Source organism: Streptomyces cinereospinus, from assembly GCF_042430725.1.
Lineage (GTDB): Bacteria > Actinomycetota > Actinomycetes > Streptomycetales > Streptomycetaceae > Streptomyces > Streptomyces cinereospinus.
This window is the reverse complement of record NZ_JBHMCY010000051.1, coordinates 1-18,024: the sequence shown is the minus strand read 5'-3', so window position 1 is coordinate 18,024 and position 18,024 is coordinate 1. Positions and strand designations below refer to the sequence as shown.

Genomic DNA, 18,024 nt, shown 5'->3' with positions numbered 1-18,024 from the left:
CTCCGGAATTGATGAGAGACCCCGTGCCTTGCGCCACGGGTCACGAGCGGTACGGCGGTTCAGCGGGAGCCCTTGGGGTCCAGCGCGTCGCGGACGCCGTCGCCGAAGAGGTTGAAGGCCAGGACGGTGATGAAGATCGCCACGCCCGGGATGACCATGTACATGGGGTCCGACTCGTAGTAGTCGAGAGCGCTCGACAGCATCTGTCCCCAGGAGGCCGTGGGCGGCTTGACGCCCACGCCCAGGAAGCTGAGTGCCGCCTCGGTGAGGATGTTGGTGGGGATCATCATCGTCGTGTACACGATGATCGGCGCGACCAGGTTGGGCAGCAGCTCCTTGAACAGGATGTAGAACCGCCCGGCACCCAGCGACCGGGCCGCCTCGACGTACTCGCGTTCGCGCAGCGAGAGCGTCTGGCCGCGCACCACGCGTCCGATGTAGGGCCAGCCGAAGAAGCCGATGACCAGGATCATCACGAACAGGCGCACACCGGTGCCGCTCAGGCCCAGCAGCTCGTTCGGCATGACGGAGACCAGCGCGATGATGAACAGCAGCTGCGGGAAGGCCAGCAGACCGTCCATCACCCGGGAGATGACGGTGTCCACCCAGCCGCCGAAGAAGCCGGCGAGGATGCCCAGCACGGTGCCGAGGACCACGGCGACCGCGGCGGACAGGAAGCCGACGAGCAGGGAGATCTGGGCGCCGTAGACGATCCGGGCGAAGATGTCGCGGCCGTTGACCGGTTCGACGCCGAGCAGGTGCTCGCCGCTGATGCCGCCGAGCGAGCCGATCGGCGTGCCGAACAGCGGGTCGATCAGGTCCTCGTGGTGGGTCTCCGGGTCCTGCCCGACCAGGCCGGTGATCACCGGCGCGAGCACGGCGACCAGGACGAGGAGGAGCACCACGACGCCGCCCGCGAGGGCCAGTCTGTCGCGTTTGAGCCGCTCCCAGGCGATACGCCCGAGGGACCGTCCCTGTACGGCCTTTGCGTCGCCGCTGACCAGCGCCGCTTCCTCGGCCGCACTCGGGGCCGCTTCCACGGTCGGGTCGTGCAATGGTGCCGTCATCTGGCAGGGACCCCTCTCGACCGGCGGTAGCCGGGCCCGCACTTGCCGCTGTAGCGGCGTGTTGAATCCGTGTCAATCCGTCATGCCCTGGGGTGTGAACCCCTGGGGCGGGAGTCTTCAACGCTTTGGAGATCTGTCGCCAGACTTGACGGGGAAAGGATGCGCAACCGTGATGCTGTCTGCGGATTCCGTTATGCGGACGCAAGGGTACGGTTACCGAACGCAACGATGAAGGCCCGCACGGGCCTTGTCGTGGGAAGGCCCACGTCCGGCGCGGCCCTCGGTCAGTACGGCCCTCGGTCAGTACGGCCCTCGGTCGGTACGGCCCCCGGTCGGTACGGCCCCCGGTCGGTACGGCCCTCGGTCAGTAAGGCCGCGGGTATCCGTAACCGCCGGCCAACGGGGCCGGCGCCGGAGCGGCGTGGGCCTCACGGTCGTAGAACGGGCGGGAGTTGACGCGCAGCCACATCGCGACCGGGTCGAACTCGTCGGTCATCGCCACCGTCGACACCGGCAGCCCGTCCGGCACCGCGCCGATCGACTGCTGCATCATCGCCCGCACCGAGTCCACGGCGGACGGGGAGGTGTCGTACACGTCGAGACCGATGGCGAGGTACGGCGCCCCGAGCGCGGGCTGGACCCAGGCGCGGCGCAGGGAGCGGACGGCCGGGGTGCGATGGGCGTTCTGCGACAGCAGGGCGTAGAACTGCGGGATCTGGATGCCCGGTTCGGACAGCCGCAGCGGCCCGGCGGGCTGGCGGTCGAGGCCGGTGGCGATGCGGCGCAGGTCCAGCCAGGGGATGCCGACGCCGCCGCCGGGGGCGTGCGGGTTCAGCCAGAGGCCGTAGTGGTCGGGGTAGAGGGTGCGGGCCACGTCCAGGCCGTCGACCACCTCGTAACTGCGCATCCAGCCGCTCGCCGAGAGCTCCTGGGCGGAGGTGACGCAGGGCGCGTAGCCGTAGCCGTCGACCTCCATGTTCCCGTACTGGGCGTCGGGGCTGCCGGCCTGGCCGTGCCAGAGCAGCATCCAGACCTGGCCGGAGTGGGGGGTGGCGAGGGCGCGCAGGAGTGCCTCGTAGGCGTCGTAGCGCCCCGGCGTCACCTGGCGCAGCAGGTGCTCGACCTGGCCGGCCGCGGCCGTGCCCGTGCCGCTCGCGCTCACTGTGTACCGCCCCTTCGTGCAACGCCCTGTTCGAGCCGTGACCCTAGCTTAAAGGCGCCTGCCGACTCGGGAACTGTGTCGTCCCGGCGAGTGCGGGCCGTCCGTGGCCGGACGCGCAGGTCCCCGCGCCCCGGGGCCGGCCGTCCGCGCGGGCGTTTCACCGGCCGTGCTGGTAGAAGGGGCGCACCCGCTCCCGCAGCCAGTCGACCACCGGGTCCTGGGCCACGTCCATCAGGACCAGGTTGACCGGCCAGGCCACCGGCGTCCTGCCCAGGGCCCGGCCCAGGGCGTCCAGGGGGGCGGCGCGCAGGTCGCCCTCCCACTGGGAGAGTTCGACGCCGACGAACATCACCGGGTCGGCCGTCTCGATCGCCGCCAGGCAGCGGCGGGCCGCGGTGACGACGCCGAGGGCGGCGAACTCCGCGGACGCCGCCGCGAGGAAGTCCACCGGGTCGTCCTGCCAGTCGGGTTCGTACAGGCGGACCCGGCCGCCGTTCGCGGGGCCGTCGAGGGGGGTGCGGCCGGCCCGGCCGAGTTCGGCGACCGCCGGCGGGGGGAGCGGGACGCCCACCACGCCGCCGGGGTTCACCGCGATGCCCGCCTGCGGGGGCAGACCGCGGGCGAACTCGACGGCGGGGGCGACGGTGTACGCCATGTGGGGGCCGGCGACCTGGCGCAGCTGCTCCTCGGAGCTGAACACGGGGACGTAGGCCTGCCCGCCGATCTCGATGCCCGGCAGGTCCAGGGGGCCGCTGTGCGGGCCGCCGCCGCTGGGCAGCGGCACCCACACGAAGCTGCGGCCCAGCACCTCCACGATGCGGGCGCCCGCCGACGGGACGCCGAGGGAGGCCGACAGCACCTCCTCCAGCTCGTTGCCGGGCCACCCGCCGTGCGGATGGGGGTGCGCCTGCGCCGGAAAGTCCCCCGAGAGGTCCATCTGCCTACCACCTGCTCCGTACCAGTGCTGCCGGCTGAAAAGGCTAGCGCGCCGCCCGCCCCGCGCGCCGCGTCAGCCCGTGAAGCCGATCCGGCGCAGGGCGTCCGCCGCCGCGCGGTCGAGCAGGACGGCGGCGCCGCAGCCGCGGGGCAGGTCGCCGCGGTGCGCGCGGCGCAGCAGCAGGGCGGCGTCGCGGCGGTGGCGCAGGAACGCGTACCGCGAGACGCCCCGGCCGCGTTCGCGCTGGCCGGCCAGGGCCTGCTCGGGGGTGACGTCGAGCAGCAGCAGGTGCAGCGTGCCGCCGCGGCGGCGGGCCTCGCGGGCCAGCCAGGCACGCACCCAGGCCTGCGTGCCGCAGTCGTGCACGACGACGCCCTCGCCGCTGCGCAGGGCGCGGCGCAGCCCGGCGTAGTGCGCGAGGCGGACGAGGGGGCGGTAGACGGCGTAGGGCAGCCAGCTCGGCGTACGGCCGTCCCAGCGGTCGCGGGTGTCCTGGGAGTCGACGCGCCGGCCGCGGACCGCGCGCCGCATGAGGGTGGACTTGCCGCTGCCGGGCAGCCCGGTGATCACGACGAGGTCGTGCGGGCCGAACAGCAGGGCGTGCGGGCTGCGGCCCGCGCGCTCGCGCAGGTCGCGGACCACGGGGGACGGCAGCGGGGCGCACGCGCCCCGGGCCGGGGCGGTCGGCTGCTCGGGCAGTGCGAGGCCAGCGGTGGCCGCGTAGGCCGTGGTCCTGTTCACCGTGATCGTCCTCCCCTGGGGCGGTTCACGAGTTACCGTCCCCTTCGAGTGTAAAGAGAAGGTAATACGAGGCGTCTCGCGTTTCCGTCCGCTTCCCGCAACAAGCCTGCTACAGCACACTGTGCCCGGCTGGGGACGCTCCGTGCCTCCCCTTTGCCGCGATGCGCCCCCCACGGACGAGGCCCCCTGCCGCCCGGCGGCGATGCGTGCAATGATGAGCCCGCCAACTGCATACCGGCCGCTTGAATCCGCGCGGGAGAGTCCCCGGGCACGACATGACCGGGGCGCCGAAGGAGCAAGTCCCTCCCTTGAATCTCTCAGGCCCCGTCACCGCGCGGGCGAGGCACATCTGAAAAGCGGGCCGCTGCCGCAGTGGCTCCACCCAAGGTGCAAGCCGTGCTCACCGTCTGTCCCGACGGTCATGGCGAACCTCTCAGGTTCCGATGACAGATGGGGAGGAACGACCTCGCCGTCATGCCTTGGGAGACCGACCGATGAGCAGCACCGCACTCCGTCGTACCGCGCTCGATGCCCTGCATCGCTCGCTGGGCGCCACCATGACCGACTTCGCCGGCTGGGACATGCCGCTGCGCTACGGCTCCGAGCGCGACGAGCACCTCGCGGTGCGCACGCGGGCCGGCCTGTTCGACCTCTCGCACATGGGTGAGATCACGGTCACCGGCCCGCAGGCGGCGCGGCTGCTGAACCACGCGCTCGTCGGCGACATCGCCTCCGTCGGTGTCGGCCGCGCCCGCTACACCATGATCTGCCGCGCGGACGGCGGCATCCTCGACGACCTGATCGTCTACCGGCTCGCCGAGACCGAGTACCTGGTCGTGGCCAACGCGAGCAACGCGCAGACCGTCCTGGACGCGCTGACGGAGCGCGCGGAGGGCTTCGACGCCGCCGTGCGCGACGACCGGGACGCCTACGCCCTGGTCGCCGTCCAGGGCCCCGAGTCCCCCGGCGTCCTCGGGCGGCTCACCGACGCCGGCCTCGACGGTCTGAAGTACTACGCCGGCCTGTCCGGCACCGTCGCGGGCGTCCCGGCACTGATCGCCCGCACCGGCTACACCGGCGAGGACGGCTTCGAGCTGTTCGTCGCGCCGGAGCACGCCGTCACGCTGTGGGAGGCGCTGACCGAGGCGGGCGCCGGCGCCGGCCTGGTCCCGTGCGGGCTGTCCTGCCGGGACACCCTGCGCCTGGAGGCGGGCATGCCGCTGTACGGGCATGAGCTGACCACCTCCCTCACCCCCTTCGACGCCGGGCTCGGCCGGGTGGTGAAGTTCGGCAAGGCGGGCGACTTCGTGGGCCGCGAGGCCCTCGCCGAGGCCGCCGCCCGCGCCGAGGCCAGCCCGCCGCGCGTCCTGGTCGGCCTGATCGCCGAGGGCCGCCGCGTCCCGCGCGCCGGGTACGCCGTGGTGGCCGGCGGCGAGGTGATCGGCGAGGTCACCTCCGGCGCCCCCTCCCCCACGCTGGGCAGGCCGATCGCGATGGCCTACGTCGACGCCGCGCACGCCGCTCCGGGCACGCCGGGCGTCGGGGTGGACATCCGGGGCACCCACGAGCCGTACGAGGTCGTGGCGCTGCCGTTCTACCAGCGCCAGAAGTAGACACTGGGCTCGGGTCCACGTGACCCGTTGCATATTTCCCCTGCTCACACGCAGTTCAAGCAGTCCCCCATTCACCAGCACTCCCCCGCGTACAGGAGAATTCAGGCCATGAGCAACCCCCAGCAGCTGCGCTACAGCAAGGAGCACGAGTGGCTGTCGGCCGCCGAGGACGGCGTCTCGACGGTCGGCATCACCGAGTTCGCCGCCAACGCCCTCGGTGACGTCGTCTTCGCCCAGCTCCCCGAGGTGGGCTCCCAGGTGGCCGCGGGCGAGACCTGCGGCGAGCTGGAGTCGACCAAGTCGGTCAGCGACCTGTACTCCCCCGTCACCGGTGAGGTGACCGAGATCAACGAGGACGTGGTGAACGACCCGTCCCTGGTGAACTCCGCCCCCTTCGAAGGCGGCTGGCTGTTCAAGGTGCGCATCGCGGAGGAGCCCGCCGACCTGCTCTCCGCCGACGAGTACGCCGCCCACACCGCCGGCTGAGGAGTCGTAGCCACATGTCCGTCCTGAACACCCCCCTGCACGAGCTCGACCCGGCCGTCGCGGCCGCCGTCGACGCCGAGCTGCACCGCCAGCAGTCCACCCTCGAGATGATCGCCTCGGAGAACTTCGCCCCGGTCGCGGTCATGGAGGCGCAGGGCTCGGTCCTGACCAACAAGTACGCCGAGGGTTATCCCGGCCGCCGCTACTACGGCGGCTGCGAGCACGTCGACGTGGTCGAGCAGATCGCCGTCGACCGGGTCAAGGAGCTGTTCGGCGCCGAGCACGCCAACGTGCAGCCGCACTCGGGCGCCCAGGCCAACGCCGCCGCGATGTTCGCGCTGCTCAAGCCCGGCGACACGATCATGGGCCTGGACCTCGCGCACGGCGGGCACCTGACCCACGGCATGAAGATCAACTTCTCCGGCAAGCTCTACGACGTGGTCGCCTACCACGTCGGCGAGGACGGCCGGGTCGACATGGCCGAGGTCGAGCGGCTCGCCCGGGAGGCCAGGCCGAAGCTGATCGTCGCCGGCTGGTCCGCCTACCCGCGGCAGCTGGACTTCGCCGCGTTCCGCCGGATCGCCGACGAGGCCGGCGCGTACCTCATGGTCGACATGGCGCACTTCGCCGGCCTGGTCGCGGCGGGCCTGCACCCCAACCCGGTGCCGCACGCCCACGTGGTCACCACCACGACCCACAAGACGCTGGGCGGCCCGCGCGGCGGTGTGATCCTGTCCACCGCCGAACTCGCCAAGAAGGTCAACTCCGCCGTCTTCCCCGGTCAGCAGGGTGGCCCGCTGGAGCACGTGATCGCCGCGAAGGCGGTCGCCTTCAAGGTCGCCGCCTCCGAGGACTTCAAGGAGCGGCAGCGCCGTACCCTGGAGGGCGCGCGCCTGCTCGCCGAGCGGCTCGTGCGGGACGACGTCAGGGCCGTGGGCGTGGACGTGCTCTCCGGCGGCACCGACGTCCATCTCGTCCTGGTCGACCTGCGCGACTCCGAGCTCGACGGCCGGCAGGCCGAGGACCGGCTCCACGAGATCGGCATCACCGTCAACCGCAACGCGGTCCCGAACGACCCGCGCCCGCCGATGGTGACGTCCGGCCTGCGCATCGGCACCCCGGCCCTGGCCACCCGCGGCTTCACCGCCGAGGACTTCGCCGAGGTCGCGGACGTGATCGCCGAGGCGCTGAAGCCGTCGTACGACGCGGAGGCGCTGAAGGCGCGGGTCAAGGCCCTCGCCGGCCGGCACCCGCTGTACCCCGGCCTGACGAAGTAGTCCCCGGTGGGCTCCACAACGGCGTGGGGCCCGCCGCACCACCCCCTGCCCCCCAGGAGTCCCCGTGGCCGTCTCGGTCTTCGACCTGTTCTCGATCGGCATCGGCCCGTCCAGCTCCCACACGGTCGGCCCGATGCGCGCGGCCCGGATGTTCGCCCGCCGCCTGCGCGGCGAGGAGCTGCTGGACTCCGTGGCCGCGCTCCGCGTCGAGCTGTACGGCTCCCTGGGCGCCACCGGACACGGGCACGGCACCCCCAGGGCGGTGCTGCTCGGCCTGGCGGGCGACTCGCCGCGCACGGTGGACGTGGAGACGGCCGACGAGCGGGTGGCGGCGATCAGGGCCGCCGGCCGGCTGAACCTCCTCGGCGAGCACGAGATCGCCTTCGACTTCGGCACCGGCCTGAAGCTGCACCGCCGCAAGGCCCTGCCCTACCACGCCAACGGCATGACCCTGTGGGCCTACGACGCCTCCGGGGCGGAGCTGCTGTCCAAGACGTACTACTCGGTGGGCGGCGGGTTCGTCGTCGACGAGGAAGCGGTCGGCGCGGACCGCATCACACTGGACGACACGGTCCTGAAGTACCCCTTCCGCACGGGCGACGAGCTGCTGCGCCTGACGAAGGAGACCGGCCTGTCGATCTCCTCGCTGATGCTGGAGAACGAGCGCGCCTGGCGCACCGAGGAGGAGATCCGCGCCGGACTGCTGGAGATCTGGCAGGTGATGCAGGCGTGCGTGCGGCGCGGCATGTCCCGTGAGGGCATCCTGCCCGGCGGCCTGAAGGTGCGCCGGCGCGCCGCGAACACCGCGCGCAAGCTGCGCTCCGAGGGCGACCCGCAGGCCCTCGCCATGGAGTGGATCACGCTCTACGCGATGGCCGTGAACGAGGAGAACGCGGCCGGCGGCCGGGTCGTCACCGCCCCCACCAACGGCGCGGCCGGCATCATCCCGGCGGTCCTGCACTACTACATCGACTTCGTGCCGGGCGCCGACGAGGACGGCGTGGTCCGCTTCCTGCTCGCCGCGGGCGCGATCGGCATGCTCTTCAAGGAGAACGCCTCCATCTCCGGCGCCGAGGTCGGCTGCCAGGGCGAGGTCGGCTCCGCCTGCTCGATGGCCGCGGGCGCCCTCGCCGAGGTGCTCGGCGGCAGCCCCGAACAGGTGGAGAACGCCGCCGAGATCGGCATGGAGCACAACCTCGGCCTCACCTGCGACCCCGTGGGCGGCCTGGTCCAGATCCCGTGCATCGAACGCAACGGCATGGCCGCGGTCAAGGCGGTCACCGCCGCGCGCATGGCGATGCGCGGCGACGGCAGCCACAAGGTCTCCCTCGACAAGGTCATCAAGACGATGAGGGACACCGGCGCCGACATGAGCGTGAAGTACAAGGAGACGGCGCGCGGCGGGCTCGCGGTGAACATCATCGAGTGCTGAAAACGCGTCACCGCCGCCGCCCGGGGGAATCATCAACTCCCGTCCCCCAGCAGCGACGTACGGGAGTCCCCATGCTGCGCGGCATCGACGTCAGCTCGTACCAGTCCACCGCCTACGACACCGACGGCCTCTCCTTCGTCTTCGTCAAGGCGACGGAGGGCCGGTCCTACGTCAACCCGAAGCTGGCCGCCCAGACCGAGCGGGCCCGGGGGGCCGGGCTCGTCGTCGGCTTCTACCACTTCCTGTGGCCGGGCAACCTGACCGCCCAGGCCGAGTACTTCGTCGGCAGGGCCCCGGACCGGGCCGGCGACATCCTCGCCGTCGACTGGGAGACCACCGGCGACGGGACGCACGCGAGCAACGCCGAGAAGGACCGCTTCCTCCGCACGGTGCAGGAGCTGCGGCCCGGCAACCGCGTCATCCTGTACTGCAACCGGCACTACTGGCTGAACGTCGACACCACCTCCTACGCCGGCGACGGCCTGTGGATCGCCGACTACGTCACGGCGGGCAGACCCCGCATCAAGGCGAAGTGGCGCTTCCACCAGTACACGGACGACCCGATCGACAAGAATGTCGCGGACTTCGCGAACAAGGACGCCTTACGGGCGTGGGCCAGGGGCGACTGACGAGGGGGCAGGCATGGCGGAGGCGGAGACGGATGCCGTGGAGACGGCCTGGCGGATCCACGCGGCGCTGGTGGACTGGACCGGGAAGGTGGACGCCAAGGCCGGGTTCGCGCTGACGCTGGAGTCGGCCGCGCTGGGTGCGATCGTCGCGTTCTCCGGGTCCCGGTACCGGCTGGGCGAGTTGCACGGCACCGTCCCGACCGTGCTGTTCTGGGCGGGCGCCGCACTGCTCGGGCTCGCCGCGCTCGCGGCCGTCTCCGTGGTCAGTCCGCGGCTGGCCACCGCGCGGGGACACGACTGGCGGCAGAACTTCGTGTACTTCGGGGATCTGCGGCACTGGGAACCCGACCGTCTCGCCGAGAAGCTCGCCGACACCTCCGCGCTGGCGCCGCTGAGCCGTCAGCTGGTCGTCATGAGCCGGGTCGTCTGGGCCAAGCAGCTGCGGGTGCGCCAGTCGCTGCTGCTCGCCGTCGCCGGTGTGCTGGCGGTCGTGCTCGCGTGGCTGCTGGGCCGGTAGCCGTGGGTCACCGCCCCGCCTCCTTCTGGGAGGCGCTCGATCCCGCCGACCGGGTCCTGCTGGAGCGTGCGGGCACCCGGCAGGCGCTGCCGGCGGACCGGCTGCTGCTGGCCCAGGGCGACGACTCGGACCACCTGGTCGTGCTGCTGAGCGGCTGGATCAAGGTGGTCGCCCAGTCGCACGCCGGCTACCGTGCGCTGCTCGCGCTCCGCGGCCCGGGCGAACTCCTCGGCGAACAGGCCGGGTTGGAGGGGCGGCGCCGATCGGCGTCGCTCCTGACGGCCACCGGGGCCGGCGTGTTGCAGCTGACGGCGGCCCGCTTCCACGGGTACGCCCGGTCCCGGCCGTCCATCGCGGCCGCGCTGGAGCAGACGCTGTCGCAGCGGCTGCGCGAGGCCGACGCCCAGCGCACCGGCATCACCGAGCCGGTGCCCGCCCGGCTCGCCGCCCTCCTGCTCGACCTGGTCGAGCGGTGCGGCGAGCCGGAGCCCGACGGCCCCGGCCACCGGATCGGGCTGCCGCTCTCCCAGGACGACCTCGCCGGGCTGCTGCTCTCCTCGCGGCGCTCGGTGAGCCGGGTGCTGGAGCAGTGGCGCGCCCAGGGCTGGGTGGTGACGGGGCGTCAGTCGCTGCTGGTGCGCTCCGTGGACCGGCTGAAGGCGCTGGCCTTCGGCGGGTGAACGGGGTTCAGCACGGGGAGTGGCTCACCCCCTCCTCGGGCGCCTTGAAGATGCGGTAGCCGTCGGTGCCGGTCAGCTGGTAGGTGACGGTCCAGTCCGTGCAGGTGCCGTTCTCGTCGCCGGCGGGGCCGTAGCCGGGGTCCTGGTGGCTGCGGAAGCTGACCGTGGCCAGGGTGAGGTCCCCGGCGTCGTGTACGGCCGTCAGGGCGATGCCCGACTCCCGGGTGGTGGCCATGACCTCCTTCCACTTCCGGCGGCTGGCGGTGGAGTCGAGATCGACCGTGGCGGTGCCGGGATCGTAGTGGCCGAGCGCCTCGTCGTAGTCGCGGTTGTTGATGGCGCCGTAGAAGCGGGCGAACAGGCCGGCCACGTCCGGGGCCCGCGGATCGTCCGCCACCTGGGAGTAGTCCACGGACGCGCCGGGGGCCTCCGCCACGTACTCCGGTTCCGTTTCCGGTCCGGCCGGGTCCTTCGAGCCGTCCGTGCCGCCGGTGCCGGGCGCGGCGCGCACGGACGAACTGTCCGTCGCCGGCTCCGACGCCGACGACAGTGCGGCCACGAGTTCCGGCCCGTACTGCACGGCCGCCCAGATGGCCGCGATGACCAGCAGCAGCGCCACGAGGACCTTGCCCGGGCCGCCCCCGTCCGCCCCGGAGGCCGCCGGGGGACGCCGGGGCGGGGTCTGGAGCGGGAGGGGGACCGGGCCGGGCACGGGGTCCGGGGGCGGCGGCTGCCGCGGCGGCCGGTACGGGCCGGCGGCGGGCGGCGGCGCCGGGCGCTGCCGCATCCGGTGCTGGGCCAGGTCCAGCGCGGTCAGCCACTCGGCCATCGCGGGCCGCCGGGCGGGGTCGCGGGTGTGGCCGCGGGAGGCGAGGCCGGCCAGTCCGGTGGAGACGGCGCGCAGCGGTGCGAGGTCCGTGCTGTCGTGGTCGCGGTTGAAGATCCGGGCGGCGACCAGGGCGAACTTCCAGCAGTCGGAGGCCGTCGTGGCCTTGGCGGGCTCGGGCACCTCCCAGCCGGTGGTCTCCACCTGCCGCATCACGTCCCGGCCCCGGTAGCGCATGGAGTCGCAGTCGATCAGCAGGCACTTGGGCGGGCCGGCCAGGGTGAACAGGATGTTCTTCGGTGACAGGTCGCCCACCGTGACCTGGTTGTGGTGCAGCCGGTCCAGGGTGCGGGCCAGATCGAGCAGCAGCGCCAGCCGCTGGGGGTCGCCGACGTCCAGGCCGATCCGGGCGGCGTAGCCGTCGTCGTTGAGCAGGAACTCCAGGGCCTGGAGCTTCACCTCGGACAGGCTCGCGCTGTGCAGTTCGTAGGACGGGGCCACGCGCGGCATCAGGAAGCCGACGACGCGCATCCCGGCGTTCCGCGACGGCGGCAGCCGCTCCGGCGGGCGGCCGGTGTAGACCATGGCGCAGGGCCAGGTCAGCCGGTTGTCCAGCAGGGCCCGGTCGGACGGGCTCAGCAGGTCGCGCAGCACCACCATGTCGTGCAGGACGTCGGCGTCGTACGCGAGGGCCGGCAGGTACTCCTTGTAGGCGAGGTACTCGCCCTGGAAGCGGCCCGGCGGGCTGGGCACGGCGTACACCCTGCCCTGGCCGCCGGAGCCCAGGCCGTGCGCGGTGTAGTCGCCGAGCTGGTCGGGCCGGACCCACGACACCGTCGTCATCATGGCGCGGTCCCCTCCCGGTCGCGGGGCCACAGGGCGATCAGGGTGCGGTCGTCGTCGAAGGTCTCGCGGGAGAAGTCGAGCAGGTGCGCGAAGCCGAGCGGGGGTACGGGGCGGCGCAGCTGGTCGGCGAAGAGCCGGCCGACCACACCGCGGCCGTCGCCGACCGGGTCGCCGAACCCGTCCGTGCCGACCAGCAGGACGCTGCCCGGGTCGAGCCGGAACTCCAGCGGGCGCAGCTCCGCGGGGACGTACGGCAGCGGCTGTACGGCCGAGGAGATCAGCCCGTCGGCGCCGGCGGTCTTGCCGCCGAGCATCGGGTAGAGCTCCTGGTGCTTGATCTGCCAGACCCCGGAGTCGCCGACCGACAGCAGGGCGACGTGCAGGCCCTCGGGGGTGGGCGTGGCCACTCCGGCGACCAGGGTGGTGGCGAGCAGGCCGGCCGTCTCCTCGGTCCCGGGGTCCGGGGTGCGCAGCAGGCGGCCGGCCTGTTCGCGCAGCTGCCAGTGGACCGTGGACAGCAGCTTCTGCCAGTCGGTGACGAAGCCGCCGCCCGAGCGCACCTGGCTGAGCAGTTCGTCGACGGCGCTGCGGCAGGCCAGCTGGGAGCCGATGTGCGGCTGGCGCGCGTCGGAGACGCCGTCGGCGACGGCGACGACCACGGCGCCGGTGCCCGGGTCCCAGGCCGCGGCCGCGTCGTCCTCCCGCGGGCGCCCGTCCCAGCGGTGCTGCTGTCCGCGGACCGAGGCCAGCCGCAGGTCCACGGTCCGCGTCGACCAGCCGTCGCACACGGTGTCGGGGCGGTACGACAGTCCGCCGGTCGGCGGCTTCGGCGGGAACTCGGGGCCCTCCTCCTCGTCGAGGGGCAGCCGCCGCCACAGGTCGGCCCCGATCCAGGCGGGCGGCGGTGCGGCGGGGCGCTGCGGTTGGCGCGGCCAGTCGGTCTCCTGCTGCCAGTCGTAGACTCCGGCCGGCCCGGGCGGTGCGGGCTGCGCGGGCGGTTCGGGGCGCAGGGGTGGTGCCGGGCGGGGCGGCGGGGGTGCCTGGCCGGTCCGCTTCGGGGGTTCGTCGGGAGGGCGACGCCGGGACGGGAACACGTCAGATCACGTCGATCGCGACGGTGAAGCCCTCGGGCTTGTCCACCACCAGCTGCGGGGACGCGGAGCCCAGCGAACGGCCGGAGGAGATCACGCTCTTGGTCAGGGCCGTGCAGAACGTGGCGATGGCCGCGCCGACGTCGACGCCCTTGTTGGCGACGAAGCCGAACTCCGGCCGGGTGGCGACCCTGCTGATCGTCTGGGCGTCGGCGTCGACGATGCCGCAGGCGATGATGTTGGGCGCGCCGAGGGTGGTGTCGCGGTCGGTGAGCCGGCGGTGCGGGTCCTGCCAGTCCTCGCCGTGGTTGGGCAGGCCGTCGCTGAGGAAGAACACCGCGGGCCGGTGCACCTGGTAGCCCTCGGCCTTCAGGCGGCCCACGTCGGCCGGTATGCGGCTGATGAGGTCCTCGAAGGCGGCCCGGTAGCTGGTCATGCCGCGGGTGGTCAGGCGCGGGAACTCGGCCGCGCCGCGCAGGTCCACCAGGCGGACGCGTTCGATCACGTCGTCGGAGAAGCCGAGCACCGAGAAGCGGACCTTGGCGGCGGCCATGGGCTCGCCGAGCAGTGCCTGGTGCAGGGAGCGCAGGCCGTCGTTGAGGTCGTCGATGTGCTCGTCCATGGAGCCCGACTCGTCGGCGAGGACGTAGATGGGGAGCAGGTGTCCCCGGTTGCTTTCCGTCATCGTCTTCCGTTTCTGTTTCTGGTTCCGTCGTGCTGGGGCATCGCGTCGGCCGCGGTGGTGGGGTGACCCGGGGTCACAGCGCGTCCTCCGCCCGCCGGAAGCCGTCCGGCGGGTTGATCGAGAAGTTGGCCTCGCCGGACGCGAGGCGCCGCGCGTACCCGACGACGCTGTCCCGCAGGAACGCGGCACAGCTGTGCGCGGCCGAGGCGGCGTCCTGGTGGGGTGCGGCCATGAACCCGAACTCGGGGCGGGTCGCCACGCCCCGCACGGCCCGTGCCTCGGCCCGGCCGAAGCCCAGCGCGATGAGGTGCGGGGCCGCCCGGTTGCGGTCGGTGCCGGTCAGGTCGTGGTGGTCGGCGCGCCAGCCGGTGCCCTCGTCGGGCGTGCCGCCGGTGAGGAAGTACACCAGGGGCCGCAGCACCTGCGCGCCGTCGTGCTTGACGACGGTGACGTCCTGTCCGATCAGCGGCCGCAGGGTGCGGAAGGCCTGGCTGTAGGAGAGTCCGCGCCGGCCCACGAGGAGGGGGGTGCGGGTGCCGGGGCCGACCTCGGCCAGGGACAGCCGCTGTTCGGTGGTGGCGGCCATGCCGAGGACGCCCAGCCGCACCACGCGGGAGACGTCCGGGGCGTCGGAGAGCGCGGAGTGCAGGGCGTCCAGTCCGCGCTGGAGCTCGTCCAGGCAGGCCCGGTCGAGGGACTCGTCGACGACGAGGTAGATCAGGGCGGTGGGGGCGGTCGTGGCGGGCGGCGCGGAGGGGGCGGCGCCGGAGGCCGGGCCGACGGTGGGGGACAGCACGGCCGGGGGGCGACCGGGCGGTGCCTGCGCGGGTTCGGCGGGGCCGGCCGGCGGGAGCCGGGGCGGGTCCCAGGGGCGGGCGGCGGGGAGCTGGGGGGCGGTCAGGGACGGCAGGGCGCCGTCGCCGCCGGTGGCGCGGCCGACCGTGCCGGTGAGCTGCCGGCGCATCTGCTCCAGGTCGCCGGCCTGTATGAGGCCCTTCTCGGCCATCACCTGGAACAGGCCGAGGGCGCGCTGGTTCTGCAGTTCGGCGGTGGCCGCGCGGGCCTCCTCCAGGTGGCGCCGCATCTCGAAGGCGCCGGCCGCGTCGTGCGGGTGGGTGATGAGGTAGTGGCGGATCAGGCCGTCGCTGGTGGTGAGGGTGTCGGCCAGCGCGTCCGCCTGCCGGGCGGTGGCCTGGATCCGGGCCTGCTGCCGGATGGTGTCGATCTCGATCTGCCGGACGACGGCGCCTCTGTCGGGTACGTGCTCGGCCGCCCCGAGGTGTTCGCGCCGGCCGGCCTCGATCACGGACTCCAGGTGGGACAGGGACTTGGCGTCGGGCCGCACGTACACCTGGCAGCCGTACAGCCTCAGGCCCTCCGGGAAGACGACCGGCTGGGCGCAGAGCTGGTTGAGGTGGTACTGGAGGCCGAAGGGGTCCTCGATGCCGAAGCGCTGGCCGGCACCGTGGAAGAGGGAGACCAGATGGCCGTGGACCACGGGCAGCGGGTCGCGCAGGCCGGAGCGGACGAAGTCCTCGGCGCCCTTCCAGCCGTCGACGCGGAACGCGAAGTCGACGGTCACCTCGAAGGCGTGCACGCCGTCCCGGGAGACCAGCGGGTTGCGGCCGAGGACGGCGGAGCGCTGGTGGGCGCGCAGGTCGACCTCGTAGCGGGTGCGGTACTTGGAGAACACCTGCTGGGAGGGCTTCATCGGGCGGCCCTCGAAGCAGGCCACGTCGCCGGACGCGGTGGCGTAGACCACCGCGAGATGGGGTTCGGTCGCCCTGGTCGGCCCCACCGCCACGCGGGGCACCGCCGTCTGGCTGACGATCAACGACACCGGCTCGGTCACCGGGCACCTCCGAAGTGAGCGGGTGCGGCGGACGGCCGCAGGGCGCTGCCGAGGACCGCCGCGGCGCGGGGCAGGGGACGGAAGCGGTCGCGCTCGGTCCAGCGCGTGACGTAGCGCTCCAGGAGCCGGCCGACGCGGTCGCCGCGCGCGGCCACGTCCTGGACCAGGACGCTGACCAGGTCGTCCAGGAGCAGCGGGTCGGTCTCGGCCTGGGCGGCCCAGGCCTCCAGGACGCCCGCGGACTCGTCGCCGAAGAGTTCGCCGCCGATCACCTCGGACCACAGGTAGCCGAGCAGGCGGCGCAGTTCGCTGCCGGGCGGGTCGGCCGCGGCCAGCCGGAGCAGGGTGGGGCGGGCGCGCGGGGCGGTGCCGGGGGCGGCGGGTTCCTCGGTGACGAGGGCGTCGGCGAGGATCAGGAACACCAGGTGCCCGACGGGGCGGCTGAGCGGCTCGTGCACCGTCTCGGCGACGGCCCGCAGCACCAGCGGGGCGTGCGCCTCGACGTCCTCCTCGACCAGGTCGGCGAAGGCGTCCCCGATGGCGATGGCGACCTGGATGTGGTCGACGGTGCCGAGCCGGGTGAGGCAGCGCACGGCGGTGTCGAGGTCGGTGCCGCCCAGGCAGAGTCCGTAGGCGCGGGCGGCGGCGGCCTGGAGCTCCCAGGTGCCGCTGAGGTACCAGCCGTTGACGAGGGCGTGCACGCCGGGCCGCAGGGCGGGGTCGTGGGCGCAGACGCGCAGGGCGTAGGCGACGGCCTCGCGGCGTGCGGCGCCGCTGTCCTCGTGCAGCACCCAGCCGGGCAGCACCTGGGTGGCGATGTGGTCGAAGGACTCGGTGGCGATCAGGCCGAGCGCGGTCCCGGCGAAGCTGCGCACCTGCTGCGAGGGCGAGTCGACCAGCTCGGCCAGCCAGTGCACCAGGTCCTGCTGGACGCGGTACTCGGACCAGACGTGCCGGATGATCCGGGGCGGGTAGTCGGGATTGCGGTACTCGGCGACGGTGCAGGGCAGCCGGCCGAAGCTGCCGCGGGTGACGGCGGAGACGGTGCGGGCGCGCAGCTTCTCGGCGAGCAGGCGGCGGGACTGGGCGAACGGGTCCTGCCGCAGCGGTACGGGGCCGCGCTCGACGCTGGTGGTGAGGACGCCGCGGTCGCTGCGGAACCGGTCGAGCAGGGCGGCGGCGGCCAGCGCCACGTCCTCCTGGGGCAGCCCGCCGAGCACGGCGAGGGCGATGGCCTGGGTGCGCAGCCCGGTGTCGCCGAGCCCTTCGAACCACTCCTCGGGGCCCTCGCCGCCGGAGGTGTCCAGCCGGGCGCGGACCCGGTCGGGGTCGATGCCGCCACCGCCGTACTCGTGGGCGAGCACCTCGGCGAGGCGGGCGGCGTCCCGGCAGCCGGGTCCGTCGCACAGCAGTTCCGCGACGAGGTCGGCGACTCCGGCGGCGGCCAGGGCCTGTTCGGCGTCGGCCTCGCCGAGGCGGTGGGCGAGGTGGGCGGCGAGCACGGCGTCCAGGGAGTCGGGGCGGGTGACGCGCTGGACGTACTCGGCGACGCCGCGGTCGAGTTCGGCGTCGGGGCCGGCGATCAGCACCAGGCGGGCGTCGGCCCGCTCCAGCAGGCCCTCCAGGCCGGCGAGCTGGGGGCCGCGCAGCTCGTCGAGGTCGCGCGGGCGGTCGAGCAGCAGGCCGGCGCCGCTGCCGAGCTGGCGCAGCTCGGTCAGGCGGGTCAGTTCGGCCACCGAGTCCAGCAGGTACCAGGTCGTGACCTGGGCGGAGATCAGCAGTCGGACGGCCGCGGCGGTCTTGCCGGCGCCGGCGGGGCCGCGCAGCACGACCGAGCGGCGCTGCCAGGCGTCGGCCTGGATGTCGTCCCAGCGGGGCGGCGCCTGGAAGGTGTGCCGGACGGTCTCCACCAGGGCGGCGGCCACCGTGCGCAGCACCACGCCGCGTTCGTCCGCGGTGTGAATGACGATCTTGTCGCCCTGCACCCGGTCGCCGCCGATGTGCGTCCAGGCGTCGCGCAGCAGGCCCGCGCGCAGGCTGCCCTGGCCGGTGCGGGCGGTGGCGACGCTGGCGCTGGCGCCGGCGCCGACGTTGCTGCCGGCGCCGGGAAGTTCCGGGGCGGGCGACGGCGCTCCGGCGGGCGGCTGCCCCTCGCCGGCGGTCCCGGCGCCCGGGGGCGGGCC

At 73.7% G+C, this 18,024-nt stretch carries 16 protein-coding genes and 2 riboswitches; of the genes, 7 read left to right on the top strand and 9 right to left on the bottom strand.

The features are described 5' to 3' along the window. Window positions 1-59: 59 nt before the first annotated feature. From ACFF45_RS23980 to ACFF45_RS23965, 4 genes are all read right to left on the bottom strand, one after another. On the bottom strand, window positions 60-1,067 hold the full coding sequence (locus ACFF45_RS23980; RefSeq protein ID WP_381348514.1) for an ABC transporter permease: 1,008 nt from the start codon (window positions 1,065-1,067) through the stop codon (window positions 60-62). A gap of 364 nt (window positions 1,068-1,431) precedes the next feature. After that, window positions 1,432-2,229, bottom strand: coding sequence for an enhanced serine sensitivity protein SseB C-terminal domain-containing protein (locus tag ACFF45_RS23975; RefSeq protein WP_381348513.1), 798 nt, complete (start codon window positions 2,227-2,229; stop codon window positions 1,432-1,434). A 157-nt stretch (window positions 2,230-2,386) separates the two neighbouring features. Beyond that, on the bottom strand, window positions 2,387-3,166 hold the full coding sequence (locus tag ACFF45_RS23970; protein ID WP_381348512.1) for an enhanced serine sensitivity protein SseB: 780 nt from the start codon (window positions 3,164-3,166) through the stop codon (window positions 2,387-2,389). A gap of 72 nt (window positions 3,167-3,238) precedes the next feature. After that, window positions 3,239-3,907: an AAA family ATPase gene (locus tag ACFF45_RS23965; protein ID WP_381348511.1), complete on the bottom strand. Its 669-nt coding sequence runs from the start codon at window positions 3,905-3,907 to the stop codon at window positions 3,239-3,241. Between the two features lie 243 nt (window positions 3,908-4,150). Beyond that, window positions 4,151-4,250, top strand: a riboswitch (glycine riboswitch). Then, window positions 4,251-4,367: riboswitch (glycine riboswitch) on the top strand. A gap of 34 nt (window positions 4,368-4,401) precedes the next feature. Here ACFF45_RS23965 and gcvT point away from each other — a divergent pair. From gcvT to ACFF45_RS23930, 7 genes are all read left to right on the top strand, one after another. Further along, window positions 4,402-5,520 carry a glycine cleavage system aminomethyltransferase GcvT gene (gene gcvT, locus ACFF45_RS23960; RefSeq protein WP_381348510.1) on the top strand — a complete coding sequence of 373 codons (1,119 nt, stop codon included), beginning with the start codon at window positions 4,402-4,404 and terminating at the stop codon, window positions 5,518-5,520. A 108-nt stretch (window positions 5,521-5,628) separates the two neighbouring features. After that, the gene (gene gcvH / locus ACFF45_RS23955) at window positions 5,629-6,006 is read left to right on the top strand and encodes a glycine cleavage system protein GcvH (protein WP_381348509.1); all 378 of its coding nucleotides are present in this window, start codon (window positions 5,629-5,631) and stop codon (window positions 6,004-6,006) included. Window positions 6,007-6,020: 14 nt separating this feature from the next. Then, complete coding sequence (gene glyA / locus ACFF45_RS23950; RefSeq protein WP_381348508.1) at window positions 6,021-7,283, top strand: serine hydroxymethyltransferase; 1,263 nt, start codon at window positions 6,021-6,023, stop codon at window positions 7,281-7,283. Between the two features lie 64 nt (window positions 7,284-7,347). Further along, window positions 7,348-8,715, top strand: coding sequence for an L-serine ammonia-lyase (locus ACFF45_RS23945; RefSeq protein ID WP_381348507.1), 1,368 nt, complete (start codon window positions 7,348-7,350; stop codon window positions 8,713-8,715). Window positions 8,716-8,786: 71 nt separating this feature from the next. Then, the gene (locus ACFF45_RS23940) at window positions 8,787-9,344 is read left to right on the top strand and encodes a glycoside hydrolase family 25 protein (RefSeq protein WP_381348506.1); all 558 of its coding nucleotides are present in this window, start codon (window positions 8,787-8,789) and stop codon (window positions 9,342-9,344) included. A 13-nt stretch (window positions 9,345-9,357) separates the two neighbouring features. Next, window positions 9,358-9,861: a Pycsar system effector family protein gene (locus tag ACFF45_RS23935; RefSeq protein ID WP_381348505.1), complete on the top strand. Its 504-nt coding sequence runs from the start codon at window positions 9,358-9,360 to the stop codon at window positions 9,859-9,861. Next, a complete protein-coding gene (locus ACFF45_RS23930; protein WP_381348504.1) occupies window positions 9,843-10,541 on the top strand; it encodes a Crp/Fnr family transcriptional regulator in 699 nt (232 codons plus the stop codon). The genes ACFF45_RS23935 and ACFF45_RS23930 overlap by 19 nt, the downstream gene beginning before the upstream one ends. Before the next feature lie 7 nt (window positions 10,542-10,548). Here ACFF45_RS23930 and ACFF45_RS23925 read toward each other — a convergent pair whose 3' ends face one another. The 5 genes from ACFF45_RS23925 to ACFF45_RS23905 all read right to left on the bottom strand — a co-directional run. Beyond that, a complete protein-coding gene (locus ACFF45_RS23925) occupies window positions 10,549-12,213 on the bottom strand; it encodes a hypothetical protein (protein ID WP_381348503.1) in 1,665 nt (554 codons plus the stop codon). Continuing rightward, window positions 12,210-13,307: a protein phosphatase 2C domain-containing protein gene (locus ACFF45_RS23920; protein ID WP_381348502.1), complete on the bottom strand. Its 1,098-nt coding sequence runs from the start codon at window positions 13,305-13,307 to the stop codon at window positions 12,210-12,212. The genes ACFF45_RS23925 and ACFF45_RS23920 overlap by 4 nt, the downstream gene beginning before the upstream one ends. Window position 13,308: 1 nt before the next feature. After that, window positions 13,309-13,989 (bottom strand): vWA domain-containing protein, encoded by a 681-nt coding sequence (locus ACFF45_RS23915; RefSeq protein ID WP_381348501.1) that lies wholly within the window; start codon window positions 13,987-13,989, stop codon window positions 13,309-13,311. Between the two features lie 73 nt (window positions 13,990-14,062). Continuing rightward, a complete protein-coding gene (locus tag ACFF45_RS23910; protein WP_381348500.1) occupies window positions 14,063-15,841 on the bottom strand; it encodes a hypothetical protein in 1,779 nt (592 codons plus the stop codon). After that, a partial coding sequence (locus ACFF45_RS23905; RefSeq protein ID WP_381348499.1) for a hypothetical protein occupies window positions 15,838-18,024 on the bottom strand: 2,187 nt, incomplete at its 5' end. The genes ACFF45_RS23910 and ACFF45_RS23905, both read right to left, overlap by 4 nt.